Source organism: Streptomyces sp. NBC_01233 (genome assembly GCF_035989305.1).
In the GTDB taxonomy this organism is placed as follows: Bacteria; Actinomycetota; Actinomycetes; order Streptomycetales; family Streptomycetaceae; genus Streptomyces.
In genome coordinates, this window is sequence record NZ_CP108514.1 from 8,117,634 (window position 1) to 8,136,347 (window position 18,714).

The window sequence follows — 18,714 nt, forward strand, 5'->3', positions numbered from 1 at the left end:
CCAGCACGGTGTCGAAGCGGGGGGCAACGGCCCGCGCCGCGTCCCCGGCTCCGGGTGACGAGGTGTCACGCCGCGACGGCGCAAGGCCGTCGCGGCGAGTCCCGCGATCCACTCCTCCGGACGTCAAATTGCGCCGTTTGCCCACGGCATGTACCCGTCCGCTTACCCAATGTGGCGAACTGCTCTAATCGCCCATAACTTCTGCATCGTGACGAACCGACAAATCAAGTCCCTCATGTGCATCGCAGTCGTCATGGCCGCAGGGATCGGCGTGGCCGCGCCACCCGCCGCCGCGGCCGGACGGCGAGTGCACCCGGGCGACTCGATCCAGGACGCGGTGAACGCCGCACGACCGGGCGACATCATCACCGTGATGCCCGGCACCTACTACGAGAACGTGCTGATCACCAAGCGGCTCACCCTGCGGGGGTTCGGCGCCCGTACGGTGATCAAGCCGCCGATCATCCAGGCCGCGCCGGCAGCACCTGCGGCACCCGCGGCACCCGACGCGCCGGGCGGGGCGGCAGCGGCCGCGCCGGGCGCACCGGCGGCTCCCGCGCGCGCGGCCACCGCCTGCTCGCAGGCCGACACCGGGATCTGCGTCATGGGGACGCCCGAGCAGAGCGTGAACGAGGTGAAGATCCGCGCGCTGACCGTCTCGGGCTTCAAGCGGAACGGCATCTGGGCCGCCTACACCGACCGGCTCAGCGTCGAGCGGGTGATCTCCGAGAAGAACGGCACCTGGGGGATCGCTCAGGAACGGTCCACCCGCGGGGTGTTCCGCGGCAACGTCGCCCGAGACAACACCGAGTCGGGAATCTTCATCGCCAACACCGTCGAGCGGGAGGGCGGCGCCACCGACACCCTGGGCGCGGTGGTCCTGCGCAACACGCTGACCGGGAACCGGATCGGAGTCACGGTCAGGCGCGTCAGGAACCTCTCCGTCAGCGACAACCTCCTCACCGGCAACTGCGGCGGCGTGTTCGTCGTCGGCGACGAGGGCGAGCCGGGTGCCGGAGCCATGACCATCCGCGGCAACTGGATCCACGAGAACAACAAGTTCTGCAAGGGCAACAGCCGCCTCCCCGACATCCAGGGCGTCGGCATCGTCCTCACCGGGGCCGAGGAGACGGTCGTGCGCGGGAACTCCATCCGCGGCAACGTCGGCGCCTCCCCCCTGTCCGGCGGAATCCTGCTGTTCAAGAGCTTCGTGGGCGCGACGAACACGGACAACGTCATCCAGGACAACGTGGTGCGGGGCAACCAGCCGGCCGACCTGGCCAACCAGGGGACCGGAACGGGCAACCGGTTCGTAGGCAACCGGTGCGGGACCTCCGTACCGGCCGGGATGTGCTGACCGTGCTCCACCTCATCAGAAGAATCGAGGCCGTATGACCACGGTAAGTTCCACCTCCACGCCCGCCACCGTCCCCGTACCCCCGCACACCCCCCAGCCGGCCATGCGCCTGCGGGAGCTCGTGTTCGGGGCGGCCTGCGCCGCGGCCGTACGGGCCGCGGCCCGCCTCGGCGTGGCCGACGCCCTCGGTTCGGAGCCCACCACCGCCGCCGCGCTCGCCGCGGCGGTGGACTCCGAGCCCCGGCCCCTGGAACGGCTGCTCCGCGCCCTGGCCTGCTACGGGATCTTCGAGGAGACCGAGGACGGGAAGTTCGTCCACACGGAGATGTCGCGGCTGCTGCGCGAGGACGATCCGCAGAGCCTGCGCTACATCTCCCTGTGGTGCACGGAACCGTGGACGTGGCAGGCCTGGCCGCGCCTCGACGACGCCGTGCGTTCCGGCGGGAGCGTCTTCCAGGACCTCTACGGCAAGGGGTTCTTCGACTACCTGCACGAGGACGCGCACGAGTCGGCCCACGTGTTCAACCGGGCCATGACCACCTCCAGCATGCAGTCGGCGCTGGACGTCGCGGAGCTCCTGGACCTCACCGGGGTCTCCGTGGTCGCGGACATCGGCGGCGGCCAGGGGCACGTACTGGCGAGCCTGCTGGAGAAGCACCCGACGGTGCGCGGCGTCCTGCTCGACCTGCCGGGCGTGGTGGCGAAGGCGGATCCCCGGCTGCGGGACGGCGGTCCGCTCGCCGAGCGGGCCGGCATCGTTCCCGGGGACTGCCGCGAGGCCATCCCCGTCGAGGCCGACATGTACATCATCAAGAACATCCTGGAATGGGACGACGAGAGCACCCGCAGGACCCTGCACAACGTCGTCTCCGTGGCCCGCCCCGGAGCCAGGGTCGTCATCATCGAGAACCTGGTCGACGACACCCCGTCGATGAAGTTCACCACGGCCATGGACCTGCTGCTGCTCCTCAACGTGGGCGGTGCGAAGCACACCAAGGACAGCCTCTGCACCCGGATGCGGGACGCGGGGCTGGTCATCGGCCAGATCCGTCCGGTCAACCCGTACCTGCACGCGTTCGAGTGCACCGTGCCCGAGTGATTCCGGGCCGTCCGCGCGCCACAACGCCTCGAGACCGGCGCGATGAGCCGGTCTCGGGGGCGTCGGCACGACGGACGGGCGGTGCCCGTCCGTCCGAACGCGTCAGGCCTTGGCCGCCAGGGCGTTGTTGACGAGGTCCAGGAACTCGCGCGGCGACTTGCACCGGTCCGCGTCGGCGGGCAGGGGCCGGCTGTGCCGGTTCTCCAGCTCGCCGACGATGCCGAGGAGGCCCAGGGAGTCGAGCCCCCACTCGTCGAAGCCCGAGTCGGGGCGGCTCGCCATGGCCGCGGGGTCGACGTTCACACCGGCCCCCTTCTTCATCAGGGCGGCCAGTTCTTCCATGGTCAGTCGAGCGGTCATGACGGCCATCTCCTCAGGCTTGGTCCGGCGTACGCCGGTCGGTGATCAGGCGCATTTCAGAGCGCGCGAGGAAGCGCGAGATCTCCTGGTCGGTGGTGGGGACGCCGTCCTTGGCGCTGTCGAGCAGCCGGGCCAGCACGGCCGCCTTGTGGCCGCCCTCGACGCCGAGCGTCAGGGCGGGCCGGGCGTCGAGCGGGCCGCGCATGTCGAGGAGCCGGACGACGATGTCGTCGCGCTGGAACAGGGTGCTGCCCTCGATGGGGCTGGTCGGGTCGTCCACGGCCGCCTCGTCCTGGCCGGCGAGCAGCCGGGCGAGCGCCATGCCGCACCCGTTCTTGGCGGGGTAGAAGAGCGCGTGCCGCCTGACGTCCGCGTGCTCGCGGCCACCGCCCGCCACGTGGTGCACCGCGGGGAGCGCCGCTCGGGTGAAGAACATCCGGGCGGATCCGGGGTCGCTGAGGTCCCGGTCCTGTTCCAGGTACGGGTTGATGGCCTCCTCCAGGGCCCTGACCTCGGGCTGCAGGGCCACGTGGCGCAACGCCGCGAGGAGGTCGCCCTCCACCTCGACCGCCCGTACGACCCGGTTGTCGTGCATGAAGAGCGAGGTGCGGCGCAGCCGGGTGTTCGCGTCGACCTGCGCCTGCGGGGAGGTGTACCCGGCGAGCAGCTCCGCCACGACGGGTTCGCTGCCCGGCTTCACGGTGAAGGTGAGGGCGTGGCGGACCACCCCGTCCCCGCGCCGCGGGGCGACCTGGAGGCGGTCCCCGGACCGGTCCCCGAAGTGCGCGGAAGCGGCGTCGGGGCCGAACCCGGGATCGGAGCCGGCGGACGAGGGGGAGAGGGAGGCGGCGGGGACGGAGTCCTTGCCGGTCACCCGCAGCACGCTGAAACGCAGCGAGCGCGTGTCCCGTACGCAGCCGTGGAGCGGCTGCACCGACGCGACGTGCTCCTCGCTGTTGACCCAGGCCAGGAACCGCGGTGCGCTCTCCCACTCACTGGTGATGAGCCACTGGGAGGGGTTCTCGATCGACTGGCACAGCTCGTCGCTGATGTGTCCGGGGACGGAGGACACCTGCTTGCGGAGATGCTCGTAAACCTCCAGGAACTGGTTCTGCGCACCGTCGTACAGATCCAGCAGCAGCACGACCCGAAGCCTCGAGTCGTCGAAGGCGGACTGGGATATCCGTTCCGACAAGGTTGTCATCGTTCACACTCCTTCGAGACCACACGGTCGCCACGGGGCGGCGCCACCCGAACCGATCGTTGTCCCGTAATCCCCCCGGCGCGAGAGGAGAGAACCAACCGGGTGAACGAGCGAGGGAAGCGCCCTCGCACAGGGCATGGAAGAGCCATGAAGGAAAACGTCGACCACCGCGTCCCTGTCCTCATCGTGGGCGGCTCGCTGGTGGGCCTGTGCACCTCGCTCTTCCTCGGCCGGCACGGCATCAGCCACATGCTGGTCGAGAAGCACGCGGGTACCTCGATGCACCCGCGAGGACGCGGTATCAACGTACGGACCATGGAGTTGTTCCGCGTCGCCTGTGTCGAGGACCGGATCCGCGAGGCGGCCTCGGTCCTGGCGGACAACCACGGCATCCTGCAAGGCGGCTCCCTGACCGGTGAAGACCAGGAGTGGCTGTTCGAGCAGATCGACCCGGGGGGCGCACTCGCCCGCTTCAGCCCGTCGGCATGGTGCCTGTGCAGCCAGAACGACATCGAGCCGGTACTGATGTCCGTGACCCCCGGGCTCGGGGCCGACCTGCGGTTCTCCACCGAGCTCCTCTCCTTCGAACAGGACCCGGGCGGTGTGACCGCCATCGTGAAGAACCGCGACACCGGGGAGCACAGCACGGTGCGCGCGGACTACCTCGTCGCCGCCGACGGGCCGCGCAGCCCGGTGCGGGAAGGGCTGCGGATCGGCCAGAGCGGTCCCGGCGACCTCTTCCACAACGTGAGCGTCACCTTCCGGTCCCGCAAGCTCGCGGACGTGGTCGGCGATCGGCGTTTCATCGTGTGCTACCTGACCAAGCCCGACGCCGACGGGGCCCTGCTGCCGGTGGACAACAGCGAGCGGTGGGTCTTCCACGCGCCGTGGCACCCCGACCGCGGCGAGACCCTGGAGGACTTCACCGACGAGCGCTGCGTCGAGCACATCCGCCGGGCCGTGGGCGCACCCGACCTGGACGTCGAGATCACCGGGAAGGCCCCGTGGCACGCGGCCGAGCGGGTCGCGCAGCGGTACGCGGCCGGCCGGGTCTTCCTGGCTGGTGACTCCGCCCACGAGATGTCGCCCACCGGGGCGTTCGGCTCCAACACCGGTATCCAGGACGCGCACAACCTGGCCTGGAAGCTCGCAGCCGTACTGGACGGCGCGGCCGGCCCCGGGCTGCTGGAGACCTACGAGGCCGAGCGGCTTCCGGTGGCGCGGGCGACGAGCGAGCGCGCCTCGGCCCGGTCCGCCGAGCACAGCCACCCGGGGTACGAGCCCGACCCCGAGACCGTCCCCGAGGCCCAGCCCGAGCCCGCCCCGGGCGGGGGCGGACGGCAGGGCGGCGTCCTGTCCGTGGCCATGGGCTACCGCTACAACCAGGGCGCGGTCCTGGGCACCGACCCCGACCAGCCGGTCGTGCCCGAACGGATGCGTCTGTGCGGCGAACCGGGCACGCGCGCGCCGCACATGTGGCTCCGCGCCCCGGGGGAGGAGCAGCCGAAGTCCACCCTGGACCTCTACGAGCGGTCCTTCGTCCTGCTCAGCTCCGAGGGCACGCCGTGGAGCGGGGCGGCGGGATCCGTGGCCAAACGGATGAACGTGCGCCTGGACGCCTACGCCATCGGCGACGGACCGGAGGCCGACCTGATCCCTTCGAGCGGCGGCGACTGGGCCGAGGCGCACGGCACGACCGAGGCCGGGGCGGTCCTCGTCCGCCCGGACGGCTTCGTGGCCTGGAGGGCGGAGGGGGCCGTGGCTGATGAGGAATCGGTCCTCTACAAGGTCCTGACCACTCTGCTGGACCGGTACTGACCTTCCCCCCGGATCCCCGCGCCGCCCCGGCGGCGCGGGGATCCTCCGTGTCCCGGTCTCGCCGCGCCATCCGGATACTGGACAACCCTGTCCGTTGACGACGAACGCCATCTACTCTGGCAGGGCAGCTGGTTCGCCCCCGTCAGCCGGACGGGGTGCGTCGTAAGAGGGAACCCGGTGGGAATCCGGGACTGCCCCGCAGCGGTGAGTGGGAACGACCGCCGTCATACGCACTGGGACCGGTACCGGTCCTGGGAAGCGACGGCCAGTAGGAGCCCGCCGGGAGACCGGCAGGCGCGCCCGCGAGTCCGAAGACCTGCCCGTTGCCCGAGCGCGAACGACCGCGCCCGGTTTCCCGGTGACCTCGTGGGCGGGTCGGCGTGCTTCAGGCGGATCGTTTCCGGCGCGTACCTCAGGCGTACGCGCATCCGGCGGTCCGCCCGTTCCGGCACCCCTTCGCAGCCCAGGCCCGTCACCGGGTCCATGGAGACACGCTCGCGAAGGAGAGTTCCGTGACCACCGAGTCCGCAGCCGCGGCAGTACAGGCCACCGTGTACGGCTATCCCCGCCAGGGCGGCAGCCGCGAACTGAAGAAGGCCGTCGAGGGCTACTGGAAGGGCCGCGTCACCGCCGTCGCCCTCCGGGAGACCGCCCGCGACCTGCGCCGGACCAACTGGCAGCAGCTGGCCGACGCCGGCATCACCGAAGTGCCGACCGGCGACTTCTCGTACTACGACCACGTGCTGGACACCAGCGTGATGGTCGGCGCCGTCCCCGAACGCCACAGCGCCGCCGTGCGGACCGACGCCCTCGACGGCTACTTCGCCATGGCGCGCGGTACCCAGGACGTGGCGCCGCTGGAGATGACCAAGTGGTTCGACACCAACTACCACTACCTGGTGCCCGAACTCGGCCCGGACACCGTGTTCACGGCGGACTCCTCGAAGCAGGTCGCCGAGCTCGAAGAGGCGCTGGCGCTCGGCCACACCGCCCGCCCGGTGCTGGTCGGGCCGGTGACGTACCTCCTGCTGGCCAAGCCCGCCCCCGGTGTCGCCGCCGACTTCGAGCCCCTGACCCTGCTCGACCGCCTGCTGCCCGTGTACGCCCGGGTCCTGGCCGAACTGCGCGCGGCCGGAGCCGAGTGGGTGCAGCTGGACGAGCCCGCCCTCGTGCAGGACCGCACCCCCGCCGAACTGAACGCCGCCGCCCGCGCGTACCGCGGGCTCGGCGCCCCGGGCGACCGGCCGAAGCTGCTCGTGGCCTCGTACTTCGACCGGCTCGGCGAGGCCCTGCCGGTGCTGGCCAAGGCCCCCGTCGACGGGCTCGCCCTGGACTTCACCGACGCCGCCGCCGCGAACCTCGCCGACCTCGCCGCCGTCGGCGGGCTGCCCGGCAAGCGCCTCGTCGCCGGCGTCGTCAACGGCCGCAACATCTGGATCAACGACTTCGAGAAGTCCCTGTCCACCCTCGGCACCCTCCTGGGGCTCGCCGACCGGGTCGACGTGGCAGCCTCCTGCTCCCTGCTCCACGTCCCGCTGGACGCCACCGTCGAGCGGGACGTCGACCCGCAGGTCCGGCGCTGGCTCGCCTTCGCCCGGCAGAAGACCGCGGAGATCGCCGCGCTCGCCCGCGGCCTCGCCCGAGGCACCGACGCGATCGCGGCCGAACTCGCCGCCAACCGGGCCGACCTGGCCTCCCGCGCCAACTCCGCCGTCACCCGCGACCCCGCCGTGCGCGCCCGGACCGCGGCGGTCACGGACGCGGACGGCCGCCGCTCCCAGCCGTACGAGGAGCGCGCGACCGCGCAGCACGCCCGGCTGGGCCTGCCGCTGCTGCCCACGACGACCATCGGATCGTTCCCGCAGACCGACGAACTGCGCGTGGCCCGCGCCGACCTGCGGGCCGGCCGCATCGACACGGCGGGCTACGAGGACCGCATCGAGGCCGAGATCCGGGAGGTCGTGGCCTTCCAGGAGAAGGCCGGCATCGACGTCCTCGTGCACGGCGAGCCCGAGCGCAACGACATGGTCCAGTACTTCGCCGAGCAGCTCACCGGCTACCTCGCCACCCAGCACGGCTGGGTCCTGTCCTACGGCACCCGCTACGTCCGCCCGCCCGTCCTGGCCGGCGACATCTTGCGCCCCGACCCGATGACCGTGCGCTGGACCACGTACGCGCAAGCGCAGACCGGCCGCCCCGTCAAGGGCATGCTCACCGGCCCCGTCACCATGCTCGCCTGGTCCTTCGTCCGCGATGACCAGCCGCTCGGCGACACCGCCCGCCAGGTCGCGCTGGCCCTGCGCGACGAGGTGAACGGCCTGGAGGCGGCGGGCACCTCCGTCATCCAGGTGGACGAACCGGCGCTGCGGGAGACCCTCCCGCTGCGCGCCGCCGACCACGCCGGCTACCTGGCGTGGGCCACCGAGTCCTTCCGGCTCACCACCGCCGGGGTCCGTCCGGACACCCAGATCCACACGCACATGTGCTACGCCGAGTTCGGCGACATCGTCGACGCGATCGAGGCCCTCGACGCCGACGTCATCAGCCTGGAAGCGGCCCGTTCGCACATGCAGGTCGCCGACGAGCTCGCGGGCGCCGACTACCCGCGCGAGGTCGGACCCGGCGTCTGGGACATCCACTCGCCGCGGATCCCCTCGGTGGCCGAGGCGTCGGCGCTGCTCCGCAAGGGCCTGGCGGCCATCCCGGCCGAACGGCTGTGGGTCAACCCCGACTGCGGCCTGAAGACCCGGGGCTGGCCGGAGACCAGGGCCTCCCTGGAGAACCTGGTCGAGGCCGCCCGCCAGGTCCGCGCCGAGGTCACCGCCGACGGAGCCTGATCCGGGGACCCGGCCGCCTCAGTCGGAGCGCGGGGGTGCGACGCGCTCCCCGACGGGCGGCCGGGCCCCGTCGCCGTGGTCGCCGAAGCCGCCGGCGCAGTCGTCCCCGACGAGGCCCGCCACGTGGTCGGTGATCGTGTCGAGGATGTCCGTGGAGATCTTCTCGTCGCCGAGCACGAGGTGGTTGAGCGTCAGCCCGTCCGTCATGGCGGCGAGATAGCGGGCGAGTACGGTCACGGGGACGCGGAGTTCGAAGCCCATGTGGTGACGGAGCTGTTCGATGAGCTCGGTGTAGGTGTCGGCGTACAGCCGGTACTGGCGTCGCGCCAGGTGCTCGAAACCGGGCCGGCGCAGGGCGTACTGCGTGAGTTCGTACGTGAGCATGTGCTCGCCGGGGTGGGCGGACACGTGGTCCCAGTACGCCTGGAAGCCGGCCCGGACGGTCTCGCGGAGGGTGGCCTTCGGCTGGATCGCCTCCTTCACCACGGTGATGCTGTGCTCGGTGATCGCCGCCATGACGGATTCGAGCAGGGCCTGCTTGGAGTCGAAGCAGTAGTGGAAGACGCTCAGTGACACGCCCGCCTCGGCGGAGATCGACCGGGTCGTCGTCCGGGCGACCCCGTCGCGGGTCATCGCGCGGATGGCGGCCTCGGTCAGCTGCCGGCGCCGGTCGGCCGACGGCATCCGTGCCATGGGCGATCCCTTCGGTTCGTGCTGCTGTGCCGTGCTGTGGGATACGGGGCGGTGCCGTGCGGCGGCGGGAAGGCGGCCGGGGCCGGCCGGATCGGTGAGGATCCGGCCGGCCCCGGCCCCGGACACCGCCCGGGCGGCGTCAGCTGCTGTAGACGCCGACCTCGTGGAGCGAGTACCCCCACTGGGTGCCGCGCTGCAGTCCGTGGACGCGTACGTACCGGGCCGGGGTGCCGGCGAACTGCGCCGTGTCCAGCCCGCCGTCACCGGTGGTCGTGGACCACGCGGACTGCCAGTTCGTGCCGTCGCCCGAGAGCTCGATCCGGTACGACGTGCCGTGGGCGCGTTCCCAGTCGAGGGTGACGCGCTTGACCAGGCCCGGTGTCCCGAGGTCGATCTGGAGCCACTGGTCGTCGCTCCAGTCGCTCGCCCAGCGGGTGCCCGTGTTCCCGTCCACGGCCCGCGAGGGCGCGTAGCTGATGAACGGGTTCCACTCGGACGAGCTGGCCGAGGCGGCGGCGCCCGCGGCGAGGTTCACCCCGGCCTTGTGCTTCTCGGACGAACCCCAGGTGGTGAGGTAGGACTCGGCGCCCCGGAACAGGTCGTCCACCACGTCCTGGCCGCCGGTGATCCGGATGTCCTCGATCCAGTCCGGGACCAGGCCGTAGTGCGAGGCACCGTCGGTGTTGAGGTCCCAGGTGCGCACGCCCGTGGTCTGCTTGTCGATCACGGAGCCGCCGTCGGTGCTGCGGAAGGGGTAGCGGACCGGGTTCGGGGTGTCCGCGCCGCGGGGGCCGGGCCAGCCTCCGACGCCGTTCATGTCGGTGCCGTAGCCGTAGCCGACCTTGTACTTCTCGCGCAGCGCATCCGTGCGCTTGGCCTCCGCACTGAAGGCCTCGGAGCCGCCCATGTACTGGGCGACGAAGCCGCCGAGCCGGTACACCCGCTCCGTCCAGTCGAGGTCCATCCAGCTGTGCGAGGAGATCACGCCGGGGTACGACTCGGATTCGAGGATGTCGAAGGCCCGGCCCGCGGCCTTGACCCCCATGTGGTCGATCTCCAGCATCATCTTGCGTTTCATCATGCCGCGCACCGCGTACTCGCCGAGATCGGTGAGACCGCGGGTGTTGCACTGAGCGTCCGCCGCGTACGAGGGGACCGCCACGCCCGCCGGGAGCTGCTTCTGCGCCTCGGGCGCAGCCGCGAGACCGATGGGGTTGTCGTGCTGCGGGCCCTTGCACTTCTCCGTCTGCCAGAAGGTGCCGGTGGACAGGAACTGGCCCACGTTGATCGCCGTGCCGAGCGCGCCCTGGTCGAAGCGGACCCCGCACAGGGCGTTGTCGAACTTGTGGCACAGGAACATGCTGCGCACGCCCAGCCTGTGCAGCTCGTCCAGGCCGCGGTCGATGTCCTCCTTGCTGCACTGCGCGATGTCCAGGATCTGCTTGCAGCCGAACGGCTCGGAGGTCTCGACCCCGAGGACGACGGCCAGCTTGCCCTGCTTGACGACGTCGCGGGCCTGCGCGGAGTCGGTGACGATCCGGAACCAGCCCTTGCCCGGGCCGCCGTACATCTTGTCGATGTACGCCTGCATGTCGTACGTCTTCTGCGCCTCCAGGCGGATGGCGGTCATCTCGTCGCAGCCGCGGTCCTTGAAGAAGTAGACCGAGCAGATGACGCCGTTGGTGACGAGGTCGTTGACGAGCACCCGCTGGCCGCCGCGCCAGGCGCGTTCGACCCAGGCGTAGTAGTTCTGCTGGTGGGTCAGCGAGTCGTGGGCGGGCCAGTCCTTGAAGGTCGGCCAGCCGTCCGGGTCGTGCTTGCCGTCGCCGCCCTTGGTGATGAAGTCGAAGATGGCGAGCGTGCCGTCGGGGTAGTGCTCGGGGCAGTCCTTGAGCGCGTCGGCCACCCCCTGCTCGGAGAACGGCTTGCCGCAGATGAGACGGCCGCCGAAGCCCTCGTTGGACATCAGGTGGTCGTGCGCGTCGACGAAGCCCCGGACGCGTCCCTGGGAGTCGGTCCCCTTGAAGGGTTCGCCGGTGACGTTGATCTCGGAGTCGGGTGCGGGCCGGGCGACCGGGTTCCACCAGCCGGGGTCGGCGGCGGAGGAACTGGGCACGGGGCCGAGCACCATGGCCACCACGGCGAGGAGCAATGACAGGACCGCGAGGGGCCTACGCCTGTGGTGCGTGTGTCGGGAAATGGTCATCACTCACGTCTTCGGTCAGTGGATGGCGCGGTCGAGGAGCCGGAACCGCCCGGGGGCACGACGGCCACGGCCGTATGGCACGGCTGTGGCTTGTTTGTCATGGCCCGCACAAGCGGTGGGTCGAGAATCGCCACTGGCGGCAGCAGAGTCAAGAGTCCGGGACAGATGACCTGATGGCTCGTCAGTCCGGCCGGATCGGATCCCGGGCCGTGGTGCCGGCGGTGTCGGTGGGGCATGCGACGATCCCAGGCATGATCGCTTCGTCCGCTGCCCTGCTGCCCACCGCGGGTACCCACGTCTCGACCACCTACGCCGACTGGGTCGCCGCCCACGACCCGGACGCGGCCGGGACCGCGCGCGCCCTGGTCGAGGACATGCGCTCCGAACTGGGCCGCTCGCGGACCAAGCCCGGCCGGTTCGTCGACACGATGGCGGCGCGGGCGCGACGGCTGCCGCCGGCGCACCTGCCGTGGTTCTGGGACGCCGTGGGACACCGGTTGATCGGATACGGGAGCCGGCCCGGCGGGCGGGCCTACGCAGCGGCACGGGAGGCCGAGGCCCGGCACGGACTGCCGGTGGACCCGGGCTACCGCCGGGCCAACGCGCTGCTGTTCGCCACGGGCGGGGCCATGCCGGCCAAGGAGTTCGGGGCTCACCAGCGGTTCCTCGCCGAGACGTTGGAGCCGGCGGCGGCGCACGCGGCCCTGGACGCGTTCCTGACGGCGTGGGCGGGCTCGCCCGCGGACCTGCCGGCGGATCTGGTGCGCCGCGTACGGGCGTCCGCGAAGGCGGCCGGGCACGGGGACGAGGAGGTCGCGCGGCTGGTGGGCGCGATCCTGTCGGTCACCCGGAAGAAGTCGGTGCCGGACGCGCTGCTGACCGCCGCGGAGCAGGTCCTGACGGCCCATCGGCCGGCGGACACGGTCGCGGCCGGGCTGGTGGAGGTCTTCCCGGACGGGGTGACCGACGGCGGGGCGTGGCTGCGGATGCTGATCGGCTGCGGCGTGGCGGAGGCGATGGAGGCCGGACGGGTGGTGCCGGAGGGCGGACTGCACCACTGGGTCGGGAACTTCGTCCGCATGTACCAGTACGCGGCCCAGTCCGGCGGCGGCGTCGCCCGCCAGCCGCTCCCGGCGGAATTCCTCGACCTCGTGGGCCGGTTGGGGCCACGGCTGCGGGTGGCGGGCGACCCGGTGACGGTGCACACCACCCGGCACCACTACCAGGGCTTCGACGCGGACGTGCTGGACGCCTGCCTGGCGGCCGGGGTCGCGGTCGTCGACCCGGGTCCGCAGACGCGGATGCGCTTCTGGGGCGAGGGGTCCCGGCGGGACCTCGTCGCACTGGCCGCCGACCCGGTGTTCGGCCCGCGTCTGGAGGGGACCGTACACGCGGGTCTGACGCCCCACTGGTCGGCGGCGCACGGCCGCCGGCCCGGGTCCGCGGTGACGCTGCTGCCGGGCAACGGGGGCATCGCCCACGAGGTGGCCGGGCGGGTCGGCAAACTCGTCGACACGGTCGCGGGCGGCGGCATGGCGGGGGCCGAGGAGGCCGTGGCCGAGCTGGAGACCCTGCTGGACCGGCCGACGGTGACGGCGCTCGACGGGATCGCCGACGCGCTCGCGGGGGCCGGCGCCGCGGGCGCGCTACGGCGCTCGCTGGCGGCCGGCCTGCCCGAGGAACTGGCCTGGCCGGACCTGGAGTCGGTGTACGCGCAGTTCGCGGCGGACGCCGGGACCGCGACCGGGACGGCGGACACCGGGCCAGAGGCCGCGGACGCCGGATCCGGGGGAACGGACGGGACGCCGCCGGAGGCCACGGGCGTGGCCGGGGTGGCCGGGGTGACCTCCACCTGGCCGGTGCTGACGGTGTTCGGGCGCGACCGGGCGGTCGCCGTCGCCCCGGACGGGGTGCGGGGCTCCTGCCGCTTCACGGTCCCGGACGGGGCGACCATGTACGCCGTCCACTACGTGGGCGGTTCCTTCCTGGTGAGCTGGACCCTCAAGAAGAGCCCCTGCCACTGCGACACCGCCGTCTGGGCCGGCCGTCCCGAGGAGCCGTTCACGCCGGACCAGGTGAGCGGCCTGGTGCCGTTCGCCGGCAGCCTGGACGGGGCCTACGGCTTCCAGTTCGAGACCGCCGACGGGGGCGGGCGGCACGGCGGCACGCGCGTGCTGCGACCGGGCGGCACCGAAGGCATCGACGGGGACGAGCTGCTGCTCGGCGACGGCTCCCGGATCTGGACCAACGCCGTCTTCGTGCGGCGGCCGTGGGAGGTGGTGGACCCGGTCACCGGGGAGCGGCAGGGGGCGACCCCGCTGCCGGACTTCCCGGGCCGCCCCGCGAGTGCCGATCCGGCCGCGGAGCCGTCCGAGACCGGTATGAGCCTGGCCGCGGAAGCGCTGCAGCTGGCGCCGCTGCCCGACGGTCTGGACGGCTCCCCGCTGGGCAGCCGGGACGGGCTGGTCGGGACCCGGGTGCTGTTCCGCACCCGGCACCGCGACCACGCGCCCGACCACTATCTGGTGGAGAGCGTGGACGGGCGTACGGCCCGCTTCGACATCGACCGGCCCGGGCAGGAGCCCTGGGCCCTGTGGGCCCCGCCGGAGGGCGCGGTGGAGGACGTGGTCCTCGCCGAGGCGCGGACCTGGACGGGCGTGCGCGCGTACGCCGCCGACGGCGTCCTGCTGTGGGAACTGGACGGACACCACTCGCCCCGGCACCCGCGGGTGAGGCCGGCCCGGCAGGTCACCGTGTCGGGCGGAGTGGCTCTGCCGCCGGCCTTCTGGTACCTCCTGCGGACCCGGGACGCGGCCGGGTCCCGTGCGCTGCGGACCGTGGGACGCCGGACGGCGGACACGCTGCTGACGGCCGCCCTCGACGGCCCGGCGGCGCTGCGCGCGGCGGTGGCCCGGGAGTTGCCGGAGGTCACCGACCCGGTGCTGGCCGAGGCCGTCGTAGGAGTGGCCGGCCGGGCGGCCCGGGTGGAGGAGCGGCGGCGCGCCCTGCACCGGCGCGTCACCCTGCTCGCCGAGGCCGCGCCGGCCCGGCCGCGGCGGTCCGCGCCGGACACCGAGCTGCTGCCCGCGCTGTTCGGGCTGGTCTCCAAAGGGGAGCGGCCGACCCGGGACGTGGCCCTGCCGGCGACGCTGGGCGCGCTGGCCTCCGACGGCGCCTGCCTGGCCGGGACGATCGTGGAGGAGGTGCGGCGGCTCTCGCCGCCGGCACCGCCGCACGACTGGTCGCAGCTGCTGGGAGCGGTCGACGCCGCGGCGTGGCGGGCGGCGGTGGCGCCGACCCCGGACGCGGACCGGGCCGCGCTGCTGGCGCTCCTGGACACCTGGGCCGACCAGCCGTTCGCCCGTGTGGGCAGCCGGTGGTGGGTGGGCCGCGCCGACGCCGGGACCCTGGACGGGCTGCGGGCGGGCGGTACGGCCGTGGCGTCCGCCGCGGTGAGGCCCGGCGGGTCGCAGTGCTGGTTCGTCGCACCCGCGGCGGAGGACTCCACCGAGGGCGCCACCGCGGACGCCGACGCCGATCCGGTACCGGCGGCGCTCGCGCAGGCACGGCGCGTCCGGGTGGAGCGGGACGACGCCGCCCGGCTCCGTGCCCTGGTCGAGGCGGTCGACGCGCACGGCCCGGTCCCGCTGCCGGAGCCGGCAGCCGCGCGCTTCGCCGAACTGACGGGCGTACGACGGGCCGTGGCCCGGCTCGTGGTGGCCGGTCTGGTCGGCCGTCCCGGCCGGGACGAGGACCGCTCCCTGGCCCGCAAGGCCCCGTACAAGGCGACCCCCACGACCACCGAGTCGTACGAGCGGCTGCGCGCGCGGCTCGGGGGCGCCGGACGGCGGGCCGTCCTGGCGGCGGCGCTGCCCGAGGACCCGGCCGAGCTGTGGCGGCCGGGCGGGGTCCTGGCGGCCGTGGAGCGGATGGCCGGGGTGTGGTGCGAGCTGATCGGAGCGCAGCCCGCGGTGCACGACGAGGCGGCCGACGTCCTGGAGGCCGAGCTCGGCCTCTCCGAGGTGTGGGCCCGGCGGCTGGCGGGTGGCTACGAGGCTGCCGAGGACACGACGGTGGAAGCGGTCGGCTGGGAGCTGGCGGCGACCCGGTACGGCAACAAGGTGGAGGTGAGGGCGGTGCCGCCGGCCGGAGCCGAGCTGCCCTACGGCACCCCGGTGGGCCTCTCCCACGGGCGGATCGCGAGCGCGCTGGTGTGGGCGTGGACGGACCGGCCCGTCGGCGATCCGGCGGTGGCCGGGGCGATGGCCCTGTACGAGCGGCTGCGGGTCGAACTGGCCCGCCCGGAACTGCTGCTGGAGCTGCCCGGCGGGCTGGTCCAGGACAGCTCGACACCGATCGCCGAGCAGTTCGGGCCGGGGCGGCTGCCGGTGGTGAGGGGCCGTTACGCGGAGGAGGGCCCGGTGACCGTGACCGCGTACGACTCCGGGCCGCTGGTGGTGTGCACGCCCGGCGGCGCCGCCTTCCTGCGGCCCGCGGCGGTCGCCGGCCCCGAGGCGTGGCGGCGGCTGCGCGGGATCGCCGGCCTCGCCGAGGCACTGGACCGGGTGGCGCCACTGCTGCCCGGTGGCGGACTGGAGCGGATGATGCTCCGGGCCCGCTCGGGAGCGCTGCCGGCCGGGACGTACGAGGCGGACCCGCGGCAGTCCTGTCCGGAACTGGTCGCGCGGGTGGGCCAGGAGCTCGGCGCGGGCGCGGACGCCTCGGCCCTGTACCTCCAGCTGGCGACCCTGGCCACACCCACCGACCGGAACGTGCGGCGGTGGAACGGCTGGTCGGCCAAGGAGCACACCCGGGCCCGGGCCGAACTCCTCGCCACCGGCGCGGTGGTGGAGGCCAAGCGGGCGCGGGCCGGCCGGACCCTGTTCCTGCCCGGCGAGTGGAGCGAACTGAAGGCCCCGCACCTGCCGCTGGAGACCGCGAAGCTGGGGAGCCACCTGGTGCGCCCGCTGTGGCGGAGCGAGATCCGAGCCCCCTTCGGCCGGGTGCTGCCGACGGCGCCCCTGCACGAGATGTTCGCGGAGGCCTGGGAGCGGCTGTCGGGCGGGCCCGGAGAGACGGCCTGAATCGTCTCTTTCGGATCTCGTCGGCGCGGGTGGGGCGAGATCCGAAAGAGACGACCGAGGCGGGGTCAGGGTTCGCGGTCCATGACGCGGCGGGCCGCCTCGGCCTCGGCCGCGGGCGGAGACAGTTCGTCGAGGGTGTCGAGCTCGTCGTCCGACGCCAGCTCCCGCTCCCAGGCGGCCGCGAGCCGCTCCTGCTCCTCGCGAGGCCGGCCGGTGACGGCCTCCCGGTGGCCGGGGTCCAAAGCCGCGAGGAAACGTCCGATCGCGTCCGTCGGCATGCCGTGCTCCTTCTCGCCGTGGGGGAGGGGCGGCGGCCACTGCGGTACCGCACCACGGCCCAGGATGGCGAACCCGGCCGGCGCCGGCGGCCCGACACGCTGCTCGCCCCCGGCAGGTGAACCGAGTGCACCCGGCTCACGCCTCGGTTTCCCGGTGTCGGTCCCGCGGGACGCCCGCGGGCGGCCTACCGTCGGGGTATGAGCGAATTCGTCGTCGTGTACGAGCTCGACGCACCGGAGACGGCGCACGACTCCGGTGAGCCGGCAGGGGGCGGCGAGCTGCCCGTTCGCCGCGTGCACGCGGCGCCGGCCGCCCCCGGCATGACGGCCGTCCCCGGCCCGCGGACCTTCTGCGGCAGGGACACGTTCGCGATGCAGAGGGCCTCGTGGCAGCCGGCGGGGCAGCCCGGCTCCGCGTGGTGCGACCCGAGGTACGCGAGCCGGGTCTGCCCCGCCTGCGACGACGTGGCGGGCGACGGCTGAGGGGTCAGGACCCCCCGGGGCGCGTCAGCGGGCCGCGTTGTGCTCGGGCAGGTCCATCTCGGCCGGGGCGAAGCCGAAGCCGCGCTTGGTGGCCTCCGCGGGCTGCTTGCCGCAGAACGCGGCTTCGAGGGTTCCGCCGAGGGCGGTGTTCGCCTCGCCCTTGTTCGAGGTGTTCGCCATGGCGGCGAGGCTGCGGCGGCCGTCGCGCGTGGAGAAGGCGTACGTGTAGAAGCCCTGCACGGTACCCGTGTGCCCGTAGACCGACGTGCCGCAGGAGAGGTCGTAGCGGCGCAGACCGAGCCCGTAGAACCGGGTGTTCGTGGTGTCGGTCGGGGTCACGGTGATCATGGCGTCCAGCATGGGAGCGGACAGCAGCCGGCCGCCGAGCAGCGCGGAGGTGAAGGTGTTCAGATCGGCGGGGCTGGAGATCACGGCCCCGGCGGTCTGGGCCCACGACGCCGTCTGCTCGGTGGAGTCGACCAGGGGCGCGCCGGCCTCGTCCGGGTGGAGGTAGCCGCGCGCGTGCAGTCCCTTGATCTGCGTGGTGGGGTGCACGTAGGAGGTGTTGCGCAGCCCCAGCGGCTTGAAGATGCGCCGCTCGTACTCCGTGGCCACCCCGTTGCCGGTGGCCTTCTCGATGAGCATGCCGACGACCACGAAGTTGGTGTTCGAGTACTTGTAGGCCGCGCCGGGCACGGTCGTCCGCGGTTCGCGCAGGGAGAGGTCCACCAGTTCCCGGTAGCTGAAGACCTTGTTGCGCACGGACTCGAAGCCGGGCACGGTCTGCGCGAACATGGCATCGGTGTAGTCCGCCAGGCCGCTCCGGTGGCTGAGCAGATGACGCACGGTGATCCGGTCGTCGGGCAGCAGACCGGGCAGGTAGCGGTTGACGGAGGAGTCCAGCTCGATCCGCCCCTCGGCCACCAGTTGCAGCAGCACGACGGCGGAGAACGTCTTGCTGACGCTGCCGATCCGGAAGCGGGCCTGGGTGTCCATGGCCGATCCCGTGGTCTTGTCGCGTACGCCCTCGACCCTGGTGCGGACACCGAGGGGTCCGCTGAAGCGGGCCATGGCGCCCGGCGCTCCGGCGGCGGTCGTGTTGCGCAGCGCCTGGCTCACCGCCTCGAGATCGGGGGAGAGGGAGGGGGCGGCGTGGGCGCTGGTCGCCGGAGCCACCGCGGCCATCACCGCCAGCAGGGCTGCGCTGAGGGCCAGACGTCGGTTCATGGGCAGGGGCACGGTGTTCCTCTGGTCGGTCGGTAGGGCGGAATCGGGGCGCCGTGGATCGCTCGGTC

General features: G+C 73.1%; 12 protein-coding genes and 1 riboswitch. Of the genes, 6 read left to right on the forward strand and 6 right to left on the reverse strand.

Annotated features, from left to right (window positions below):
- The first annotated feature begins 208 nt into the window (after nucleotides 1-208).
- Both OG332_RS38075 and OG332_RS38080 read left to right on the forward strand, forming a co-directional pair.
- Complete coding sequence (locus OG332_RS38075; protein WP_442816271.1) at nucleotides 209-1,357, forward strand: right-handed parallel beta-helix repeat-containing protein; 1,149 nt, start codon at nucleotides 209-211, stop codon at nucleotides 1,355-1,357.
- Nucleotides 1,358-1,391: 34 nt separating this feature from the next.
- Nucleotides 1,392-2,456 carry a methyltransferase gene (locus OG332_RS38080; RefSeq protein ID WP_327417699.1) on the forward strand — a complete coding sequence of 355 codons (1,065 nt, stop codon included), beginning with the start codon at nucleotides 1,392-1,394 and terminating at the stop codon, nucleotides 2,454-2,456.
- 102 nt (nucleotides 2,457-2,558) lie between these two features.
- Here the strand turns inward: OG332_RS38080 and OG332_RS38085 are convergent, their stop codons facing one another.
- Both OG332_RS38085 and OG332_RS38090 read right to left on the reverse strand, forming a co-directional pair.
- On the reverse strand, nucleotides 2,559-2,816 hold the full coding sequence (locus OG332_RS38085) for an acyl carrier protein (protein ID WP_327417700.1): 258 nt from the start codon (nucleotides 2,814-2,816) through the stop codon (nucleotides 2,559-2,561).
- A gap of 13 nt (nucleotides 2,817-2,829) precedes the next feature.
- Nucleotides 2,830-4,020, reverse strand: coding sequence for a SchA/CurD-like domain-containing protein (locus OG332_RS38090; protein ID WP_327417701.1), 1,191 nt, complete (start codon nucleotides 4,018-4,020; stop codon nucleotides 2,830-2,832).
- A gap of 102 nt (nucleotides 4,021-4,122) precedes the next feature.
- Between OG332_RS38090 and OG332_RS38095 the strand changes: the two genes are divergently transcribed.
- Together OG332_RS38095 and metE are read left to right on the forward strand one after the other, a co-directional pair.
- Nucleotides 4,123-5,838, forward strand: a complete 1,716-nt coding sequence (locus OG332_RS38095; RefSeq protein WP_442816272.1) for an FAD-dependent oxidoreductase — start codon at nucleotides 4,123-4,125, stop codon at nucleotides 5,836-5,838.
- Nucleotides 5,839-5,950: 112 nt separating this feature from the next.
- Nucleotides 5,951-6,176, forward strand: a riboswitch (cobalamin riboswitch).
- Nucleotides 6,177-6,350: 174 nt separating this feature from the next.
- Nucleotides 6,351-8,675 carry a 5-methyltetrahydropteroyltriglutamate--homocysteine S-methyltransferase gene (gene metE, locus OG332_RS38100; RefSeq protein WP_327417703.1) on the forward strand — a complete coding sequence of 775 codons (2,325 nt, stop codon included), beginning with the start codon at nucleotides 6,351-6,353 and terminating at the stop codon, nucleotides 8,673-8,675.
- Nucleotides 8,676-8,693: 18 nt separating this feature from the next.
- On the opposite strand, the gene OG332_RS38105 is transcribed toward metE, so the two are convergent.
- The gene (locus tag OG332_RS38105; protein ID WP_327417704.1) at nucleotides 8,694-9,368 is read right to left on the reverse strand and encodes a TetR/AcrR family transcriptional regulator; all 675 of its coding nucleotides are present in this window, start codon (nucleotides 9,366-9,368) and stop codon (nucleotides 8,694-8,696) included.
- A gap of 139 nt (nucleotides 9,369-9,507) precedes the next feature.
- Nucleotides 9,508-11,574, reverse strand: a complete 2,067-nt coding sequence (locus OG332_RS38110) for a galactose-binding domain-containing protein (RefSeq protein ID WP_327417705.1) — start codon at nucleotides 11,572-11,574, stop codon at nucleotides 9,508-9,510.
- Nucleotides 11,575-11,825: 251 nt separating this feature from the next.
- Between OG332_RS38110 and OG332_RS38115 the strand changes: the two genes are divergently transcribed.
- Nucleotides 11,826-16,658 carry a hypothetical protein gene (locus OG332_RS38115; protein WP_327417706.1) on the forward strand — a complete coding sequence of 1,611 codons (4,833 nt, stop codon included), beginning with the start codon at nucleotides 11,826-11,828 and terminating at the stop codon, nucleotides 16,656-16,658.
- A gap of 65 nt (nucleotides 16,659-16,723) precedes the next feature.
- On the opposite strand, the gene OG332_RS38120 is transcribed toward OG332_RS38115, so the two are convergent.
- Complete coding sequence (locus tag OG332_RS38120; RefSeq protein WP_327417707.1) at nucleotides 16,724-16,936, reverse strand: hypothetical protein; 213 nt, start codon at nucleotides 16,934-16,936, stop codon at nucleotides 16,724-16,726.
- Nucleotides 16,937-17,134: 198 nt separating this feature from the next.
- Here OG332_RS38120 and OG332_RS38125 point away from each other — a divergent pair, with 198 nt between their 5' ends.
- Nucleotides 17,135-17,419: a hypothetical protein gene (locus OG332_RS38125; protein WP_327417708.1), complete on the forward strand. Its 285-nt coding sequence runs from the start codon at nucleotides 17,135-17,137 to the stop codon at nucleotides 17,417-17,419.
- A 24-nt stretch (nucleotides 17,420-17,443) separates the two neighbouring features.
- Here the strand turns inward: OG332_RS38125 and OG332_RS38130 are convergent, their stop codons facing one another.
- Nucleotides 17,444-18,646: a serine hydrolase domain-containing protein gene (locus OG332_RS38130; protein WP_327417709.1), complete on the reverse strand. Its 1,203-nt coding sequence runs from the start codon at nucleotides 18,644-18,646 to the stop codon at nucleotides 17,444-17,446.
- Nucleotides 18,647-18,714: the final 68 nt, after the last annotated feature.